Below are 18,377 nucleotides of genomic sequence, written 5' to 3' on the forward strand. Positions count from 1 at the left end.
CTGCAATTGCGCAAGCGAGGGTATCGTGACCGACCGTCTTCAACAGGCCATTCAGAAAGCACGCGACGAACGTGGCAAAACCGATACCGCGCACAGTGCATCCCCACGCACGCCGGGGCGTCCCGGCCGTGCCTCATCGACCACCAGTGCCGAAAATCTGCGCGCGGCGTGGCAGGAACTGGCGCCGCTGCACATGCAGCCCAAGACAATTCTGCGCAACCGGCTTGTGGCTTATTCCAGCGGCGAGCATGCCATTCCCTATGACATGCTGCGGACCAAGGTCTTGCAGCAAGCCAAGAAAAACAACTGGAAGCGCATCGCGCTCGTGTCGCCCAGCAGCGCCTGTGGAAAGTCAACGACGGCGGCCAACCTGGGGTTCAGCTTTAGCCGGATGAGCGAGGTGCGCACCATTGTTCTGGATTTCGACCTGCGCCGTATGGGGCTGGCCAAAATTCTGGGGCAGAAGGTGAAATACGGCATGCGTGACGTCCTGCAGCGCCAGGTCACCTTTGCCGAACACGGGCTGTGTCACGACGGCAATGTTGCCTTTGGGCTTAACAGCAAGGTGGGCGCGAACCCGTCGGAAATTCTGCAGAGTCAACAGGCGGCCGAGGTTCTGGACGAAATCGAAGCAACCTATAAACCAGACATCATGCTGTTTGATTCCCCGCCGCTGATGTCCAGCGACGACAGCCATGGTTTTCTGCGTCATGTCGATTGTGCGCTGCTTTTGGCCGTGGCCGAAAAAACCCCGATGGATCAGATCGATGTCTGTGAGCGTCAGTTGTCCGAGCTGACAAATGTCATGGGCATCATTTTGAACCGGTGCCGCTACACCACGGGTGCGCACGGCTATGAACACGAATACTACTGATCAAAGGCCCACCGCCGCGGTCATCATTCCGCATTACAATGACGTGCAACGCCTCATGCGGTGCTTGCATGAACTGTCCGCCAACGACCTGACCGGCGTCGAGGTGGTCGTCGTCGACAATGGGTCTTCGGTGCCGCTGGATGAACCGATCGCGGCCTTTCCCGATTTCCGGTTCCTTGTCGAAGCGGAAAAAGGGGCCGCCGCCGCCCGCAACCGGGGCATTGCGGAAACCACGGCGCCGTTGCTGCTGTTCATTGATGCCGATTGTGTGCCTGATCATGACTGGGTCACCGTCGCGCGCGAAGTTGCGCCGCGGGCTGATCTGACCGGCGGGCGGGTCGCCGTGTTTGACGAAACTCCGCCGCCGCGCACCGGGGCCGAGGCGTTCGAGGCGATCTTTGCCTTTGATTTCAAGACATACGTCGAAAAGGGCGGGTTCTCCGGGGCTGGCAATCTGGTCACCCGGCGAGACATTTTTGAAGACATCGGCGGATTTACCAACGGCCTGTCCGAAGACCGCGAATGGACCATGCGGGCGGTCGCACGCGGCTATTCCCTTGCCTATGAGGACAGGATGCGCGTCAGCCATCCGTCGCGTCAGGACTGGCCGGCGCTGCGCCACAAATGGAAACGCATGACCAGTGAGATGTACCAGACGAATGGCACCGACCTGCGCGGGCGCCTGCGTTGGCTGATCAAGGCGCTGGCCATGCCGGTCAGTGCCGTGGCGCACACACCCAAGATACTGCGCAGCGGAAAACTGGGATCGCCCAGCGAATACCTGCGCGCAATTGCAACCCTGTTCCGATTGCGCCTGTGCCGGATGGCCTGGATGCTGCGGCAGGTTGTTGGTCTGCCCATCCCGAACTGAACGTACAAAAAGAAAAAGGGCCCCGAAGGGCCCAAATTCGAAACTCAGACTGTAACAGCGTTAGCTGGTTCAGGATGCCTTGCGGCGGCGGCGTGCGACACCGAACCCGCCCAGGGCGGTCAGCAGCATCAGGCCAGCGGCCGGCAGCGGCACAGCAGCGATGATGGTCGCATCGTAGGATGCGATCGACGTACCTGCCACAACATCGGTGATGATGTACATGCCGAACGGATCACTCAGCACGACGTTCCCGACCTGGCTGATGTTATCGCTCGTCGAATTGATCGCCTGCTGATCAAAGCTCAGGCTGCCAGCACCAGCGCCACCCAACAGCGACCCGCCTTGCGACAGGCTGCTTGCGTTCATGACAAAGCTGACTTCGCTCGAACCGGGTGCAGCAGCACCAGACCCATAGCCCGAGTGTGACGCGTCGATCCACAAGTTACCATCGGCACCCGCTGTCGCATTGGTAATATTGACCTCAAGGAACGAATATCCGTTCTGGTCGTTCTGGAACGCCGACGAAATCGAGATGGTCGAATCGCCGATGGTCAGACCGGTTGCGGTGATCGTACCGTTCACCAGGCCATCAAGGTCACCTGCGCCACCATCGTCGATGGTCAGAGATGAACCTGTACCTGTGTCGTTGATGCTCAGCGACAGAGCATTTGAGGCAGTCGGAGCAGCCAGCATGGCAGCAGCGGCAATCACCCCTAGAAATTTGAATTTATCAATCATGGTCCACACTTCCGTTTTACTAAAATAAAAGGCCGACTCGCCATAATCGCGGCCAGACACAGGTAGCCTTGCAGAAAAATAGTAAATTTTCAAGTGAATCCCATGAATGCGTTAATCTTTTGTTCGCAATTTGAATCCAGCGATCCGATTTGATCACGTTTTGATCGGACGACAAGGGGGATGATACAGCCATGAAAAAGGGCCCCGAAGGGCCCAAATTCAAACCTTACCTTGTACGGCGATAGCCGGTTCAGGATGCCTTGCGACGGCGGCGCGCAACACCGAACCCGCCCAGGGCGGTCAGCAGCATCAGGCCAGCGGCCGGCAGCGGCACAGCAGCGATGATGGTCGCGTCGTAGGACGCGATCGACGTACCAGCCACAACATCGGTGATGATGTTCATGCTGAACGGATCACTCAGAACGACGTTTCCGACCTGGCTGATGGTATCGCTCGTCGAATTGATCGCCTGCTGATCAAAGCTCAGGGCGCCAGCACCAGCGCCGCCCAGCAGCGAACCGCCTTGCGACAGGCTGCTTGCGTTCATGACAAAGGTGACTTCGCTCGAACCGGGTGCGGCAGCGCCAGACCCATAGCCGGTGTGATATGCATCAATCCACAGGTTGCCGTCGGCACCTGCTGACGCATTGGTCACGTTGATCTCAAGGAACGAATATCCGTTCTGGTCGTTCTGAAACGCCGACGAAATCGAGATGGTCGAATCCCCGACGGTCAGGCCAGTTGCCGTGATGGTGCCGTTTACGAGGCCATCAAGGTCACCTGCGCCACCATCGTCGATGCTCAGCGATGCACCTGTTCCATTGTCATAAATGTCCAAGGTCAGAGCATTCGAGGCAGTCGGAGCAGCCAGCATGGCAGCAGCTGCGAAGGCCCCTAGAAATTTGAATTTATCAATCATTGTTCAGTCCCATTCCGAAATTACCCGCGGACTGCCATGAAAAGCAGCCCGTTAACGTCAAGTTACTCTACGTGGACCGGCATTCAATATTAACTTGCCCTCAACCCCGGATCGGACCGCTTTTTCCTTAACCATTGTGCATCAACTGCTCATCGACTTGGGGTTGAATGGGTTATTGTGTCCGATCCGAGCACAATAGGGCGGCAATCCATCTCAAATCGTGGCCGAATCATGGCGCGGGATGAGAAGCGTGGCAGCAAACCATCCAGCGAGGAATCCGCCCAGGTGGGCCTCCCACGCGACCTGGCCGTTCTGGACATACCAATGCAGAAGATTCAGCAAGAACAAGGCGGCTGCCACGCCGATCAGGGTGCGCCGGTTTTGCCCCGATCTCGAGGCCAGATACCAGTCCTGCCATATCCAGGCGCCGCCCAGACCAAAAATCGCACCCGAGGCCCCGACCATCGGCTGTGCGCTTGAATTCAGCAGGGCGAACCCGATCCCCCCGCCGATGGCAGAGACAACGTAGATCACGGCAAACCACATCTGTCCCGTGCGCGGGACAAGGGTGCGGCCGGCCATGTAAAGCATCGCCATATTGCCGGCCAGATGCGACAGGCCGGAATGCAGCAACGAATAGGTCAGGAACATGGTCCAAGGCTGCGCGGGATAGTTGGCGCGCCAGTTGTCCAGCAAGCCGGACCAGAAGGCCCCGTTCTGATAGGCCAGCCCCCGCCAGCGTGGTCTCCCGATAAGCCCATGATCCGCAGCGGTCAGTGTCAGCTCCACAAGGAGGGTGGCCAGAATGATGACAATCACGACCGCAGAGGGGCGCCAGGACAATTCAGGCGCATCTGTTGTGGGTGTATCGGGGTCCTGCCTGTCCATGCCGAATGTTTGCCGTGCATGTGTCCAAACAGCAAGGGCAAGTGACCTGACATGCATGCGTGGGGTGTTCAGACGCGGCCGGCTGTGGCACTTCATGGCCGATTACAGGCAGATTGGCCCAAAAGCGATATGGACAGCAGCAGATTTGACAGCCCCTCTTTGAAACGCGTGGCGCGCGGTGCGTTATGCGCAGGCTGTGGCGCCTGTGCGCTGATTGCGCCCGGTCAGGTGCGCATGGCGCTGGAGGAACCGGGGTATCTGCGCCCGCGGCAGTCCGGCCCGCTCAGCCCCGAGGCGGAAACCCGGATCGCCGCGACATGCCCGGGCTTGGGGCAGGCCGTTGATCCGGCCGGGCGCACCGACGACACGCTATGGGGGCCCTATGTCGAAATGCGCACCGGCCACGCCACGGCGGATGATCTGCGGTTTGCCGCGTCGTCCGGGGGCGGGTTGTCGGCCATTCTGGTGCATCTGATCAACAGCGGCCGGGTCGATGCGGTGGTTCACAATGGTGCGGACCCCGACTTGCCAATTGCCAATGTGCCGGTCATATCAACCACCGCCGAGGAAATTCTTGGCGGTGCCGGATCGCGTTATGCGCCCTCGGCCCCGGTTGCGGCGCTGACGGACCTGATCGGGGACACGCGCAGATATGCCTTTGTCGGCAAACCTTGCGATGTGGCTGCCCTGCGCGCGTTGACCCGCCAGGACCCGCAGATCGCGGCGCGGTTCCCGGTTCTGCTGTCGTTCTTCTGTGCCGGGGTTCCGTCGCTGGCGGGCGCCGCTCAGGTCGTCGAGGCCCTGGGGACGTCCCTGTCGGACACACAAACTTTCCGCTATCGCGGCAACGGCTGGCCGGGGCGGGCCACCGCCACGCTGCGCGATGGCAGCCAGCGCTCGATGACTTATCATGACAGCTGGGGGAAAATCCTGTCGAACCACGTTCAGCACCGCTGCAAAATCTGCGCGGACGGCAGCGGGGTCGCCGCTGATATCGTGTGCGCCGACGCCTGGGACAGTGACGAAAACGGGTATCCCCTGTTTGAGGAGGCCGACGGGATCAGCCTGATTGTCGCGCGCACGGCTCTGGGCGCCGAGATCCTCGGTCAGGCCGAAGCCAAGGGTGAGATCAGCACCCAGCCCTTTGATGTGGCCCAGTTGACGATCATCCAGCCGGGCCAGTTCAGCCGTCGCCGGTCTCTCTTCGCGCGGCTTTCGGGGTTGGCCCTGCTGGGGCGCCCGATCCCGCGTTATCGCGGTCTGCACATTCGCGCGGCAGCGCGGTTCAACGGTCTGCGCCAGAATATAAAGAACACGCTTGGCATGATGCGCCGGGTGCTTCGGGGGCGGACGTAACCGCTTTTTGTGCAGTGTTCTATTGACGGGCAGGGGGCGGGCATGGTCCCGTAAGTCAAGACAAAGGGCAGTGCCCGGACCGTGGAAATATTATCCAAATGCGGATCAAGACATTGTATATGAAGCCATTTATTTTTGCGGCCAGCATGGTCATCGCCCTGTGTGGCGCGGCGACCGACCTGCGCGCGGGTGAGATTACCGTCACTGCGGATGATCTGACCCGGATGGGCACCGGCCCCTTCATCGCGAAAGATATTCAGGGTCTTCCGGCGGTGCCGGGTCTGCCCGTCGTCGACCCGAACCGCCAGGACGAGGCCGCAGCGCAACTGCGCCGCCTTGTGGCGCGGGGCCAGTCACAGGGGTTCGGAGGCATTCTCTATGACAACCGCGACCGCGATCATTCCATCCTGTCCAAGACCCTGTTTCCCAACCTGACCTTTCTGGATTATGGGCCGGAACTGGTTACGAACCAGTTGGATTACGGGCTGGCCGGAAACATTTTTATCCCGGCGCTGGTGTTCGGCAATTCCTCGACCGCGTTGACCGCGGGCGGTGCCCCGCGCAGCCTGCCGCGTCTGGCCATGACCATTCCGGGCGGCGCTGCCGCTGCCTATCGCGACTACACGTCCAACAGCCTGTATGTGTACCCCGAACACCGCGATTATGACGGGGCCGACCTGTTTCCGGCGAACTGGCCCTATCAACTGATCAGTCAGGGGTCGTCAGGGTCTGATCGTCCATTGCTTGAGGCCGTGGCGATGACGCTTGCGGCCTTTCCCGCGGAAACCCGCGCCACGCTGGTGGACAAGGGGCTGGTCGTCCCCACGGTTCAGATGATCCTGCGGCGGAACCTCACCCAGATCAGAACACGCGACCAATATATGTCCGGCGCGGCGCACCCGGCCGTTTTCGAAAAGCACTGGCTGCAGCCGACGCGCATGATCGCGCATGCCGCCGGGATGTTACCCCAGGACATTCCCCCGGTGGTCAAACTCAAGGTCACGGCAGAAAGTTTCACCACCCGCGCAGGCGTGATCGGTCAGGACGAACGCCTGTTTACAACCCCCTCGGCCATCGCACGCATCTGGCGCAATCATGGCTGGCTGAATGAAATGATCGTGTCCGCCGATCAGACCGAAGATCCCAACGGCCGGGATTTGACCTTTCATTGGGTGGTCCTGCAGGGCGATCCGCAGCGCATTCGCGTGGAGCCAACCGACGAGCGGGGGACATCGGCCCGTATTCGCGTCCTGTGGCACCCGCCCTTTACCCTGCATCCGCGCGTTGCCGGCAAGGACAATGCGCGCAGCACATCGCGCGTCGATATCGGTGTGTTTGCATCCAACGGGGTCTCGGATAGCGCCCCGGCCATCATCTCGATCAGCTTTCCCACCCATCAGGAGCGCGCGTACGAGGTGACGGACAACGAACGCGTGCGGCTGAAATCCATCGACTATGATGCCCGTGGCCGCGGGCGCACCTATGATCCGGTGCTGCACTGGTCCGCCCAGTGGCGGGATAAGTTCATGTATGGCGACGATGGCAGTTTTCTGGGCTGGACCCGTATTACCGGGGATCAGAAAACCGTATTCAAACCTGACGGCCTGCGCCAGGACGGCACCCCTTTCAAATATGAACTGGCCGAACGGAAATCGGGCAAACCCATCCTGACCATGGTCGCCCCCGAGGCGGATTAATCTGCCGCGCCGCGCTTCTCTTCCGGGAGGGCATAACGGCGGAGTTGCCGCATTGTCAAAAGCGACAGGGGAAACACCAGGAAGAGGCTGATGCGAAGGACGTATTCCGGCAGGTGGGTTAAATCAACGATATTGCTGAACTCGGCCACGAACAGGAGGTAGATCAGCGTGAACAGGATGGGCCAGCCCATGTCGCGCAGGGAAATGTTCAACCGGTGCCGCACCAGCAACAGCGATGTGAAATAGGCGGCCAATTCCCCCAGCAGCCCGATTGTGATGATGGTGCCCAGACTGCCGCCATTGCTGGCAACATACCAGACGGCAGGTATCACCAGCAGGCGCACGGCGTTGGCAATCATTCCATTGGCCGTGTGCTTGCGTGCCAGCGCGGCGATCGTGCTGCCGACCTTGAACCCGCGCACCGATTGCTGCACCGCCAGCCAGACGATCAGCGGCAGCAGGGCCGCGTATTTTTCCCCCAGCAGGAACCAGATCACCGGTTGCCCCAACAGAACAGTGCCTGCGATCATGAACAACCCGGCAAACAGGCTGGCTTGCATCGCGGCAATGGTCAGGTGCTGGAATCTCACGTCATCATTCTGGGCGTTCGACAGGCGCGGAAGGAAGAACATGTTCAGGCTTTTGGCGACAATCAGGATGGGCACCTGCGTCAGCGTCACGCCCATGGCAAAGATCGCCAGCACCTCCATACCCAGCTCTCGACCGACAATCGCCTTGTCGCCCTGCAGCACAAAAAACATCAACACGTTGTTAATCAGGATGGGCCAGCCAAAGTTCAGACATTGACGGATGACTTTGCGATCCAGCGAGATCTGATAGCGCCGTTCGGCCACCATGTGGGACACCAGGACGCCCAGAACCCATTGCACCAGCATCGAATAGAGCATCACCCGGTAATCGCCGAACATGCTGTTCAGCGGCCATACGGTGATCAGCCCGATCGCCGCGGGAATGGCGGTGTGCAGGATGATCGGGCGATAGATGTTTTGCCTGTTCAGCCGATGCATGTCGAAATGTTCGAACCCGCGCAGCGCCGGGATCAGCGCCAGCACCTGATAGGCCCAGGCGATTTCACCGACCCCCAGAAACCACGCGATGGGATAGGCAAGCAAGAAAAGGAACACGGCGGACACCAGCGACCGCAACAGGTGAAACCCGTGCAGCCCCGACTGAAACTCGACATCTTCGCCGTTCGGATCCTGAATGATCAGTTGTTGCACGCCCAGGCCCGAGGCCATTTCCACGACGGCCATGCTCAATGCAAAGGTCGCGGCGATGCCATAATCCTCGACGCTGACAAGGCGGGCAACCAAAAGGTTTCGGGCAAACAGGAAAAACCAGCCGAATGCGTTGCCCGAAAGCAAAAGAACGGCAGTTCGTATCATCCAGCAATAATCCCGTGGTTCAATTGCCGCGATAGGTGACGATTACGGCCGCACAGTCAACGCCTTGTTGGCCAATCGCGTCCATGTGACGTTGAAATTAACAGGCAAACCCGATCCGCGCAGTTCCGTGCCGCGATTTTGATCGTTCAGTCCCAGAATTCAAAGCTGTCGGACTGGAACACGTCTTCGCTGGTGGTGGTGCTGTACGGCTCGGAGCCGAGCGGCGCAGTCATTTGCATTTCACCGTCATCGGCGGCGGTCGGCATCTGGTGTTCTGACAGTTGCGGGTCCTGGCTTTCGCCGCGCCACAGATGGAACAGCGCCGCACGCGTCCCTTTTTCAGTGTTGGGGGCAGGCGACTCTGTCGCCGGTTCGCGAAATGACCTGTTATCTAACATTCAGCTTCTCTGATTGTTCAGCTAACTATCAGTTAACGCTCAAATTTGATGAAATAATGGCAGAGAACCAAATTATTGCCGGGCCGGATCAAGCCGCGATGTCCGATTTGAGCCGGCTGTGGCCCGAACGAATGCCTCGGCGCGTTCGGGGGCACATTCCGTGTGAGACAGGTCAGGGCGCATCATCCGTTCACTGGAACGTTCGCGCAGGCGCGTGGTCACGCAAACCGCCAACATGCCTGCAACAACGGTGGAAACACCCACTGCGGAATACAGGAAAAAGGCCGTCAAAAGACTGCTGCCCAAGATGAAGGCGGTAATTCCAGTGAATATCCCTGCGACGGATCCCATCAGAATGAGCGCAACAATCATCGCTTGCATGTCCTCGTTGGTTTGCTTCGTTGGTTTACGCGTTTTTGGCGACTAGGTCACATGGTTGCGACTGAATGTGGCAAGAATGAGCCTTATTTCACGAAAAATCGCTCAACCTATGGCGGAAACCCGCCGGTGCCAAACCTTGTGGCATCTGTTGCAGGATCGGCACGCAATGCGGACCGGATCGGCTAAGCCGCTGAAATGGGTGAAATCTCTTTCGAAATAGGCTAGAAGAAGATAGTCAATTCAACGGGGCAACACCGTCCAATTCAAAGAGAGCCCGAAATGAAATTCCTACTAGCTTTTTTGGCCACCCTTCTTTTTGTTCCTCTTGCTGCAACAGCAGTGTCTGCGCAGGACAGTTATCGGATCAAGTCGGGCGATGTCCTGCGGATCGAAGTTCTGGAAGACTCCACGATCAACCGTGAAACACTGGTTCTGCCCGACGGTCGCGTTTCGGTGCCTCTGGTGGGAACGATTGTCGTCGGCGGACGCAGCGTTGATGACGTGCGCGCCGATCTGGTCGAAAAGCTGCGCCCGAATTTCGCGTCGGACCCGACTGTTTTCGTGTCGCTTTCGCAATTGGCAGAGCCGCGTCCGCAATCCTCGCGCGCCGCCGCACCCAGCAACATGACTATCTATGTCTTGGGCGAGGTGGCCACGCCGGGCGCCATTGAACTGAAACGCAATACAACAGTGCTCCAGGCGCTTGCGGCGGTTGGCGGCTTCTCGCGTTTTGCGGCAACCAAGCGCGTACAACTGCGCCGTACGGACAGCAACGGCGCTGAAAAACTATACCGCGTGAATTACGAAGACATTCTGGCAGGCAAATCCAGTATAGGCACGACCGTCCTCAAACAGGGTGACGTGATCATCGTGCCGCAGCGCAAACTGTTCGAGTAGTACCGAGCAAGGGGGCAGGTTTGAAAAAGGGGCTGATCGTTGGCGTCGCTTTCGCGGGTGGCGTTGCGGGTGCGCTAAGTCCGGTACTGGCGCAGGACGACGAAGGCGGTCTGCGTCATCGCATTCGGATTGAGCAAAACTTCTCGACAGGATCGAATCTTGGGCTGGAGGTTCCCGAAGAGGGGACCACATCCCTGGCGACCACGCGCCTGTCCTATGGGTTGGAAAGCACCACCCGCACGCAAAGTTTTGGCTTTGTCGTGGGCGGCGCGCTGCGCTTTGGCAGTGTGGCTTCGGGCAACGCCATCGACACCGGGTTCACCGATCCGTCGATCGGGCTGCGGTATTCGCGTGAAAACGCGGATTCGATTTTGTCTTTTGACGCCGATTACCGTGAACTCGATATTTCCCAGACCGGGCCTTTGTTCACCTTTCTCGACAACGACGGGCTGATCGCGGCCCCGCGAGATTTCTCTTCGTTGACCGGGTCGGGCAAACGCCGCGCGTATTCGTTGAACGCGGGTCTGGAAACCGGGCGCAATGCGCCCATCGGGTTCGTCTTTAGCGCCGCGGCGAACGGAGCGCGCTATATTGATCAGACCGACGCGAACCTGGCCGATTATGACCGCACCACGGCGGGCGTTTCGACTATTTTTCGCCTGAACCCGGTGACGCAGGGTATCATCGATCTGAACTATACCCAGTTCGACGCGGATAATGTTCTGAGCACCGACCGCACCACCGAAAGTGTTCAGGTCGGTTTCGACCGCGCGATTTCCCCCCGCTCGACCTTTGCGTTCCGAATCGGGCGCACGCAGGTCGATTCGACCGAAGGCGGCGTCCTCACCACGATTTCGGGTGTGAGCGGGCGCATGGCCTATTCAACCGACCTTCCCAACGGGACGCTGAATGCCGCGCTGGACGTAACGCAGACGCAGAACGGTCAGCTTTCCACGTTCCGGGTGACGCGCGCCATCGACTTTCCGCTGGGATCGCTGTCCGCCAACATTGGTGTCAGCAAATCCAACAGCTCCAGTTCGCGGGTGATTGGTGGCCTTGATTGGAATTACCAGCTGGCGCGAAGCCAGTTCTCGCTGAAATTGGATCGTGGAATTCAGTTTGACGCCAATGACGATGAACGCTTTACCACTTCGGTCATCGGCGGCTTCCGCCAGGAACTGAGCGAGGTTGCAAACCTGACGGTTGATGTGTCGCTCTACCAGAGCGAGGCAGGTACGCTGACCAACGCGGTGGACCGGGGCGATCTGGTTGTCGGCTACGAACGCGAGCTGACCAGCGACTGGAGTTTCAGCGCCGGTGTCGATTACCGCTTCCGCGACGAAGACACCGTGGGCAAGGCCGATTCAACCTCGGTTTTCTTTGGGTTCGGCCGGAATTTCGACTTCGTGAACTGATCGCGGGGCCAGCCCCGGGGGTCAGCTGTCGGGGTCGGCCGTGGTTTCGTCCGACAGGGCATGACCCTGTCCCAAAGCCGAGCGCAGATCGACATATCCGGTCGCCACGCGCAACGTCGCGCTGGCCAGAACCGACCGCGATGTCGACAGCGCGCGTTCCCGGTCAAGCACATCCAGAACAGTGATATTGCCCTGACTGTTCAGCAACCTGCGCGACAGTTCCAGGGCTTCTTCGTTCAATGTCACCACCTCGCGCGCGGCGCTGCGCGCGGACAGCGCGGTGCGCAGGGCGGTTTGCGCGGTTTCGACCTCTTCCACCGCCTGCAGCACGGCCAGCCGCCATTGCAGATAGGCCTGGTTCACGCGGGACTGTGCTGCGTCGACCTCGGCCGCCAGTGCGGGTTGGTTGAAAACGGGCAGGGCAAGCCCGCCAAGGAGGCTGGACGAACTTGCACCGCCACCGATCGGGGCGGTCAGCAATCCGCTCAGTTTCAGGCTTGGATAGCGCGCGGCGCGGGCCGCATCCATGTCCGAGATCGCCGCGGCATAAAGCCGTTCGGCGCGGCGGATATCAGGGCGCGCGCGCAACAGGTCGGCCGGAACACCAATTTCGGCGACCCGATCGGGCAGGGGCTGACGGCCCTGGTAATTCAGATCAACCGGCAAGGTGCCGGCGGGCAGGCCCAGCAATGTCGCCATCCGGTTGCGCTGGCGCAGGATCTCGGTTTCGATCTGGGGGATTTCCACCTGCGTTTCCGCGGCCAGCGACGTCGTGCGCAACTGGTCCAGGCGCGTCGCAGCCCCGGCCTTCAGTTGTTTGTCCACATCCGTCACGGTGCGTCGGCGCGATGCGAGGTCCAACTGGCGGATGCGCAGGTTTTGCTGCTGAAACCGCAGGGTCAGATAGGTCACGGCAATTTCGGTGAGCACAAGGCGGCGGGCCTCGTCCGTTCCCAGGCGTGCCGCCTCAAGCCGTTCCAGCGCGGCGCGGGTGCGATGCTGGTCGCGTCCGGCCAGATTGATTTCGGCACTCAGACGCACGTCGCGGGTGTTGGGCTGATTGCGGCGTCCATTGATGTCGACTTCACCATCGCCCGTAATGATCCCGCCGCGCGCGAGGCGTGCGTCCGCTTCGGCCTCGCTCAGCCGGGCGCGGGCATCGGCGATGCTGAGGTTGCCGGTCAGTCCCTGTGCGATCAGCCGGTTCAGAACCGGATCGCCAAAGTGGCGCCACCATTCCAGATCCGCAGTCTTGGGGCGGGTGATCGGCGCAATGCGGGAATAGCGGTCAGGCAGGTTGATGGTCAGGTCACGCGTCACCGGCGCCTGACCGGCGCAGGCCGAAAGAATGACCCCAAGCGAGATCGCCAGAATTGGACGCATGTGACTCTGCTCTTTTACTGCCTCGGTGGGGTTTCTGGCTGCGCTTGGCACGCTTGACGCTCGGACCCCGTTGGCCACAACCTATCAAACTATTGCGTTTTTTGCCAGAATTGTTGGTTTCGTTGCAGATTTGTCGAGCGCTGTTGCGCGCCTGCGCCACCGTCAGCGGTCAGTTTTCGCGGAAGGATTTGTTGAAAAAGCTGGTGAACGGCGCGATCAGATAGGTCAGGGGGGTCCTGTTCCCGGTCTGCAGGAACGCCTCGACCGGCATGCCCGGCACCAGGGTTTCCCCCTGCAATTTGTCCAACTCGCCGGGGTCCAGAATAATCTCGGCTTCGTAATAGCCAGCGCCGGTGATCTCGTCGGTGATCACGTCCGCCGAAATGCTGGAAATCCGACCGCGCAGTTCAGGCACCTCGCGCTGATCAAAGGCCGGAAGGATCAAAACCGCCTCTTGCCCGACATAGACCTCGTCGACGTTGATCGCCTCGATCCGGGCGGACACGATCAGCGGCTGATCCTGCGGAATGATGTACATCAGCGGTTCGGCGGGTTGGACCACCGACTGAATGGCAAAGACCTGAAGGTCGTAAACAATGCCGTCGACCGGTGCGCGCACGTCTAGCCGCGACAGGGTTTCGCGCAAGTCGATCCGGCGTTCATTCAGCTCGATCTCGCGGAATTGCAGGTCGCGCAGCGTGGTAACGGCCTCTTCTCGGCGGCGGGTCTGCAGTTGCAGGATGGCGATGTTGTTGCCCGCGATCTTGCCCCGCAATTCGGCGATCTCCGCTTCCAGCTGACCGGCGCGGCCTTGCAGGTCGGCCTCGTTGCGCATCAATTCGTTAACCAGTGACGCTTGGGTCAACTGTTCGGCCAGCAGCTGCTGCTGATAGCTCAGTTCCTTTTCCACCAGATCGCGCTGCAATTGGATCGCGTCCATCTGCGCGGTGATCCCTTCGATCCGGTTTTCGATCTGGCTGTTCTGTTCCTCCAGCAGCGTCACCTCCTGAAACAGGGCGGCGCGGCGGGCATTGAACAGAACCATTTCCCCGGCGACGATCTGGGCGCTTTCGGGGTTTCTGCGGGCGTGCAGGATCAGTTCCTGATCAAACCGCAGCGCTTCGGCCCCGTCGCGTTCCGCCATCAGGCGTGTCTTGCGGGTGGCGATTTCGTGCAGCTGGCTTTCGGTGATCGCCAGTTCTGACCGGATGCGCCGCCCGTCCAGGCGGATCAGCACATCGCCTTTCTTGACGGACTGGCTTTTTTCGACCTCGATGGCCCCGACAACCCCGCCTTCGGGATGTTGGACCACCTGGCGGTTGGATTCGACCTGAACCATCCCCGAGGCCACGACCGCACCGGAAATTTCGGCCAGAATGCTCCACAGGCCCAAGCCGGCCACCAGCGCAATCAGCGCGGTGATCCCGGCATAAAGGGGCACATTGCCGGTCCATTCCGGCGTCGGGTCCATCTGCGCAACCGTCAAAACGCAGCCTTTCTCTGAAGCGAGGCGCGGACCGGTTCGACATTCTTGACCATCCGGGCCATGACCTCATCGCGCGGGCCCAAAGCGGTGACCACGCCGTTTTCCAGAACCAGCAACCGGTCACATTCCGCAATCGCAGCGGGGCGATGCGTCATGATGATCGCCGATTTGCCCGACGCCTTGAAGTCGCGAACGGTCTGATTCAGCGCTTCGGAGCCATCGGCGTCGAGCATCGAATTGGGTTCATCCAGGATCAGCAGAACAGGGTCGCCATAAAGCGCACGGGCAAGCGCGACGCGCTGGCGCTGACCGCCGGACAACATGTTTTCATTTCCGTCCAGATAGGTGTCATAGCCTTTGGGCAGCGACATGATCATGTCATGGGCGTTGCATCGTTTGGCGGCTTGCACCACGGCGTTGCTGTCGGGGGACAGGTCCATGCGCGCGATGTTTTCCGCGACCGTGCCGGGAAACAGGGTGACCATTTGCGGCAAGTACCCAATGTGCTGACCCAGCCGGTCGGGGTCATATTGGTCCAGCGTGGCACCGCCAAGGCGCACTTCGCCGGCGCTGATCCGCCAGTACCCGGCCAGCGCGCGCGCCATGGTGGATTTGCCGGAGCCGCTGCGTCCGATCACGCCGAGGGCCTCGCCCGGTTCAATTGCGAAATTGACCGCCGTCAGGGTCGGGCGGCTGTTGCCGGGGGCGACGACGGTCAGGCTTTTGACCCGCAGGGCCGGATCGGGCCGGGGCAGTTCCATCCGGACGGGTTCGGCGGGCACTTCGGCTAGATACCGGCCCAGTGACTTCCAGCCATAGCGCGCCCGCTGCAACAGGGACCAACTGCCCATGGCCTGTTCGATGGGTGCCAGTCCCCGGCCCAACAGAACCGACCCGGCAATCATCGAACCGGGGGTCATTTCCCCCTGAATAACGAAATAGGCGCCCGCGCCCAGCATGGCGGATTGCAGGAACATCCGGAATGTCTTGGTCGCCGAGGCAAAGGTTCCGCTGCCATCGACAGATCGCAGCGTCTGGCGCATTGCGGCGGTCCGCAAGCGCGCAAAGCGGCGTTGCATGTTGGCGCGCAGTCCCTGGGTCAGCGCCACCTCGCTGCCGGCACGGGCCATTTCGCCAAAGACGCGTGCCTCCTGTTCGGCGCTTTGCGCCTCGCGAACGCTTTTGGAGGTCAGAAACTGATTGCCCAGGGCCAGTGCGATGATGGCCAGACCGCCGGTAACCGCCAGCCAACCCAGCATCGGGTGGAACAGGAAAATCGCCACGATGAACACCGGCACCCAGGGCATGTCGAACAGAGCCAGCAGTACGGGGGAGGCGATGAACCGATGGATCACGTCCAGATCCTGCATCGCCGCGGCTGATTTGGCCTGTTCATGCGGCCGGGTCGACCGGCGCAGTGTGGCATCGAACAGGCGGCCGTCCAGCGCCGTCTGAAACCGGGCACCCACGCGGGCCATCAGCCGTCCGCGGGCATAATCCAGAACGCCCATCAGAAAGAACAGCCCCGTGACCAGCATCGACAGGGCCACCAGCGTTTCCACCGACCGCGACGACAGGACCCGGTCATAGACCTGCAGCATGTACAAGGGGCCCGTCAGCATCAGGATGTTGACGAAGATCGAAAAGATGAATGCCCAGAAGAGCAGCCAAGCGCCCTTTCGCCGCGCCGCCTGTAATTCCTGTGGTCCGGTCGGATTTGAACTTGTCATCGAGTGACGTTCACTTTTCTGCGCCTGTTTTTTTGTCTTGATAACAGCATTACTGGGCCAAGTGGAAACAATCTGTAAAGTCCGGCGGGCCGGTCGGCGTAATTTCACTGAAATTGCATACAGTGCGCAGGGTCGGAAGAAATACCTTGTATGCATATAGTAAGTGTGCTTCTTATTTATGAGCCGAGTCGTGGGAGGAGTAAGATGTCGGAGCAACTGGGAACCCTTGAGGAATTGCCGCAGGAGTATCGCGATGAGATGGCCAAGGCCGGTGTCGCGCCGCTGTGGCCGATGATGCGCAACGTGCTGCCGCATGGCGCACCCAACCCGGTCACGCGTTCGGGGCATTGGGCGTTCAGCAAGCTGCGGCCATTGTTGTTGCGTGCGGGTGAGTTGACCCCCGTCGAAAAAGCCGAGCGCCGGGTGCTGGTTCTGTCCGATCCCGGACGCGGAACCGGCGCGATGCAGGCGACCTCTTCGATCTATCTGGGCATGCAGCTGCTGCTGCCGGGCGAAACCGCCCCGGCGCACCGGCATACCCCGTCCGCCGCGCGTATCATCGTCGAAGGGCGCGGCGGGTTTACCGTGGTCGATGGTGAAAAGCTCCCGATGAAGGATGGCGATCTGGTGCTGACCCCGGGTGGCGAATGGCATGACCACGGCCACGAAGGCAGCGAACCGGTGATCTGGCTGGACGCGCTGGATTTGCCGCTGTTCGTCTATCTGGAGGGGTCCTACGCGGAAGAGGCTGAATTGCAGGCCCAGCGAAACCGTCCTGATGCCAGCATGGTCGAATATCTTGCCGCGGGGCTGGCCCCGACGCGGCGCATCGGTGCCGCGCCGCGCCGTTACCCAATGATGCGTTACCCGTGGGTGCGCACCGAAAAGGCGCTGCGCGAAATGGCGAAATACGGCGATGATGGCGTTGCCGAACTTGACTATATCAACCCCGAAACCGGGCAAGACGTACTGCCGACCATGGGCTTTACCGCCATGATGCTAGCCGCCGGGCAATCCGATGAACCGCCGCTGCGCTCGACCTCGGCCGCGTTCCACGTGGTCAAGGGGACGGGCCGGACCGTGATCAACGGTCAGGAAATCACCTGGGGCCCCAAGGACACATTCAGCGCGCCGGTCTTTGCCGACATCGCGCATCACGCAGACACCGAGGCGTTTCTGGTTCGTATCCACGACCGCCCGCTTCAGGACAAACTTGGATATTACGAGGAACGTAGCAAATGACCGATCTGTTGTTCGACCTGCCCAAACCCGTGACCGTGCCGGTTAACGGCGAGAGCGCGGAATACCCCATCGGGCGCATCTTTTGCGTCGGGCGCAACTATGCCGCCCATGCCGCCGAAATGGGGTTCGAAGTGGACCGCGAGGCGCCGTTCTATTTCACGAAATCGCCTGCCAACGCAGTGCTGACCGGTGCCACGGTTCCCTATCCTCCGGGCACGGCGAATTTTCATTACGAGATGGAACTGGTCATGGCCATCGGCAAGCCTGTGTTCCGGGCCACGTCCGAACAGGCGCGCGAGGCGATGTATGCCTTCGGCTGCGGGCTCGACATGACACGGCGCGACCTGCAAATCGCATCGCGTGAAAAACAGCGTCCCTGGGATCTGGGCAAGGACGTCGAAAACTCTGCCGTACTGGCGCCGCTGACCAAGGCGGCTGGCATGGATGAGATCGGCAATCAGCGCATTCACCTCGAGGTGAATGGCGAGGTGCGCCAGGACGCAACCCTGGACGAATTGATCTGGAAGCTGGATGAAATCATCGTCGATCTGTCCAAGTTCTATCACCTGCGCCCCGGGGATCTGATTATGACCGGCACGCCTGCCGGGGTCGGACCGGTTGTCGCCGGCGACAAGATCACGGGCGGCATCGACGGTCTGGACCCGATCGCCCTGACCCTTTCGGACCCGGAGTAAC

The 18,377-nt window shown here is 60.5% G+C and carries 17 protein-coding genes; 8 read left to right on the top strand and 9 right to left on the bottom strand.

The window, feature by feature from the left end; all coding sequences use genetic code 11:
- Nucleotides 1-25: 25 nt before the first annotated feature.
- Both ACXYMO_RS06825 and ACXYMO_RS06830 read left to right on the top strand, forming a co-directional pair.
- Nucleotides 26-874 (top strand): CpsD/CapB family tyrosine-protein kinase, encoded by an 849-nt coding sequence (locus ACXYMO_RS06825; RefSeq protein ID WP_458877942.1) that lies wholly within the window; start codon nt 26-28, stop codon nt 872-874.
- Complete coding sequence (locus tag ACXYMO_RS06830) at nt 855-1,745, top strand: glycosyltransferase family 2 protein (RefSeq protein ID WP_458877943.1); 891 nt, start codon at nt 855-857, stop codon at nt 1,743-1,745. Before ACXYMO_RS06825 ends, ACXYMO_RS06830 begins: the two co-directional genes overlap by 20 nt.
- Before the next feature lie 69 nt (nt 1,746-1,814).
- On the opposite strand, the gene ACXYMO_RS06835 is transcribed toward ACXYMO_RS06830, so the two are convergent.
- The 3 genes from ACXYMO_RS06835 to ACXYMO_RS06845 form a co-directional block, all read right to left on the bottom strand.
- Nucleotides 1,815-2,576 (bottom strand): VPLPA-CTERM sorting domain-containing protein, encoded by a 762-nt coding sequence (locus tag ACXYMO_RS06835; RefSeq protein ID WP_458877944.1) that lies wholly within the window; start codon nt 2,574-2,576, stop codon nt 1,815-1,817.
- Nucleotides 2,577-2,733: 157 nt separating this feature from the next.
- Nucleotides 2,734-3,402: a VPLPA-CTERM sorting domain-containing protein gene (locus ACXYMO_RS06840; RefSeq protein ID WP_458877945.1), complete on the bottom strand. Its 669-nt coding sequence runs from the start codon at nt 3,400-3,402 to the stop codon at nt 2,734-2,736.
- A 213-nt stretch (nt 3,403-3,615) separates the two neighbouring features.
- On the bottom strand, nt 3,616-4,290 hold the full coding sequence (locus ACXYMO_RS06845) for a rhomboid family intramembrane serine protease (RefSeq protein ID WP_458877946.1): 675 nt from the start codon (nt 4,288-4,290) through the stop codon (nt 3,616-3,618).
- Between the two features lie 129 nt (nt 4,291-4,419).
- Here ACXYMO_RS06845 and ACXYMO_RS06850 point away from each other — a divergent pair, with 129 nt between their 5' ends.
- Both ACXYMO_RS06850 and ACXYMO_RS06855 read left to right on the top strand, forming a co-directional pair.
- A complete protein-coding gene (locus ACXYMO_RS06850; protein ID WP_458877947.1) occupies nt 4,420-5,646 on the top strand; it encodes a Coenzyme F420 hydrogenase/dehydrogenase, beta subunit C-terminal domain in 1,227 nt (408 codons plus the stop codon).
- 119 nt (nt 5,647-5,765) lie between these two features.
- Entirely contained in the window at nt 5,766-7,343 is a 1,578-nt protein-coding gene (locus ACXYMO_RS06855; protein WP_458877948.1) for a hypothetical protein, read from the top strand.
- Here ACXYMO_RS06855 and ACXYMO_RS06860 read toward each other — a convergent pair.
- The 3 genes from ACXYMO_RS06860 to ACXYMO_RS06870 all read right to left on the bottom strand — a co-directional run bounded on the left by ACXYMO_RS06860 (nt 7,340) and on the right by ACXYMO_RS06870 (nt 9,519).
- Nucleotides 7,340-8,749 carry an oligosaccharide flippase family protein gene (locus tag ACXYMO_RS06860; protein WP_458877949.1) on the bottom strand — a complete coding sequence of 470 codons (1,410 nt, stop codon included), beginning with the start codon at nt 8,747-8,749 and terminating at the stop codon, nt 7,340-7,342. The two genes, ACXYMO_RS06855 and ACXYMO_RS06860, sit on opposite strands and share 4 nt — an antisense overlap.
- Nucleotides 8,750-8,895: 146 nt before the next feature.
- A complete protein-coding gene (locus ACXYMO_RS06865) occupies nt 8,896-9,147 on the bottom strand; it encodes a hypothetical protein (protein ID WP_458877950.1) in 252 nt (83 codons plus the stop codon).
- 72 nt (nt 9,148-9,219) lie between these two features.
- Nucleotides 9,220-9,519, bottom strand: a complete 300-nt coding sequence (locus ACXYMO_RS06870; RefSeq protein ID WP_458877951.1) for a hypothetical protein — start codon at nt 9,517-9,519, stop codon at nt 9,220-9,222.
- A 348-nt stretch (nt 9,520-9,867) separates the two neighbouring features.
- Between ACXYMO_RS06870 and ACXYMO_RS06875 the strand changes: the two genes are divergently transcribed.
- Nucleotides 9,868-10,425 (top strand): polysaccharide biosynthesis/export family protein, encoded by a 558-nt coding sequence (locus tag ACXYMO_RS06875; protein ID WP_458877952.1) that lies wholly within the window; start codon nt 9,868-9,870, stop codon nt 10,423-10,425.
- A 20-nt stretch (nt 10,426-10,445) separates the two neighbouring features.
- Complete coding sequence (locus tag ACXYMO_RS06880) at nt 10,446-11,840, top strand: hypothetical protein (protein WP_458877953.1); 1,395 nt, start codon at nt 10,446-10,448, stop codon at nt 11,838-11,840.
- Nucleotides 11,841-11,861: 21 nt separating this feature from the next.
- Here ACXYMO_RS06880 and ACXYMO_RS06885 read toward each other — a convergent pair whose 3' ends face one another.
- The 3 genes from ACXYMO_RS06885 to ACXYMO_RS06895 form a co-directional block, all read right to left on the bottom strand.
- Entirely contained in the window at nt 11,862-13,223 is a 1,362-nt protein-coding gene (locus ACXYMO_RS06885; RefSeq protein WP_458877954.1) for an efflux transporter outer membrane subunit, read from the bottom strand.
- A 169-nt stretch (nt 13,224-13,392) separates the two neighbouring features.
- Nucleotides 13,393-14,694 carry an HlyD family type I secretion periplasmic adaptor subunit gene (locus ACXYMO_RS06890; protein ID WP_458877955.1) on the bottom strand — a complete coding sequence of 434 codons (1,302 nt, stop codon included), beginning with the start codon at nt 14,692-14,694 and terminating at the stop codon, nt 13,393-13,395.
- 11 nt (nt 14,695-14,705) lie between these two features.
- Entirely contained in the window at nt 14,706-16,754 is a 2,049-nt protein-coding gene (locus tag ACXYMO_RS06895) for a type I secretion system permease/ATPase (protein WP_458877956.1), read from the bottom strand.
- Here ACXYMO_RS06895 and ACXYMO_RS06900 point away from each other — a divergent pair.
- Both ACXYMO_RS06900 and ACXYMO_RS06905 read left to right on the top strand, forming a co-directional pair.
- Nucleotides 16,644-17,681, top strand: a complete 1,038-nt coding sequence (locus ACXYMO_RS06900) for a cupin domain-containing protein (RefSeq protein WP_458877957.1) — start codon at nt 16,644-16,646, stop codon at nt 17,679-17,681. The genes ACXYMO_RS06895 and ACXYMO_RS06900 overlap by 111 nt on opposite strands.
- A complete protein-coding gene (locus tag ACXYMO_RS06905; RefSeq protein WP_458877958.1) occupies nt 17,678-18,376 on the top strand; it encodes a fumarylacetoacetate hydrolase family protein in 699 nt (232 codons plus the stop codon). Before ACXYMO_RS06900 ends, ACXYMO_RS06905 begins: the two co-directional genes overlap by 4 nt.
- Nucleotide 18,377 lies beyond the last annotated feature (1 nt).

Source organism: Arenibacterium sp. CAU 1754 (assembly GCF_054482635.1).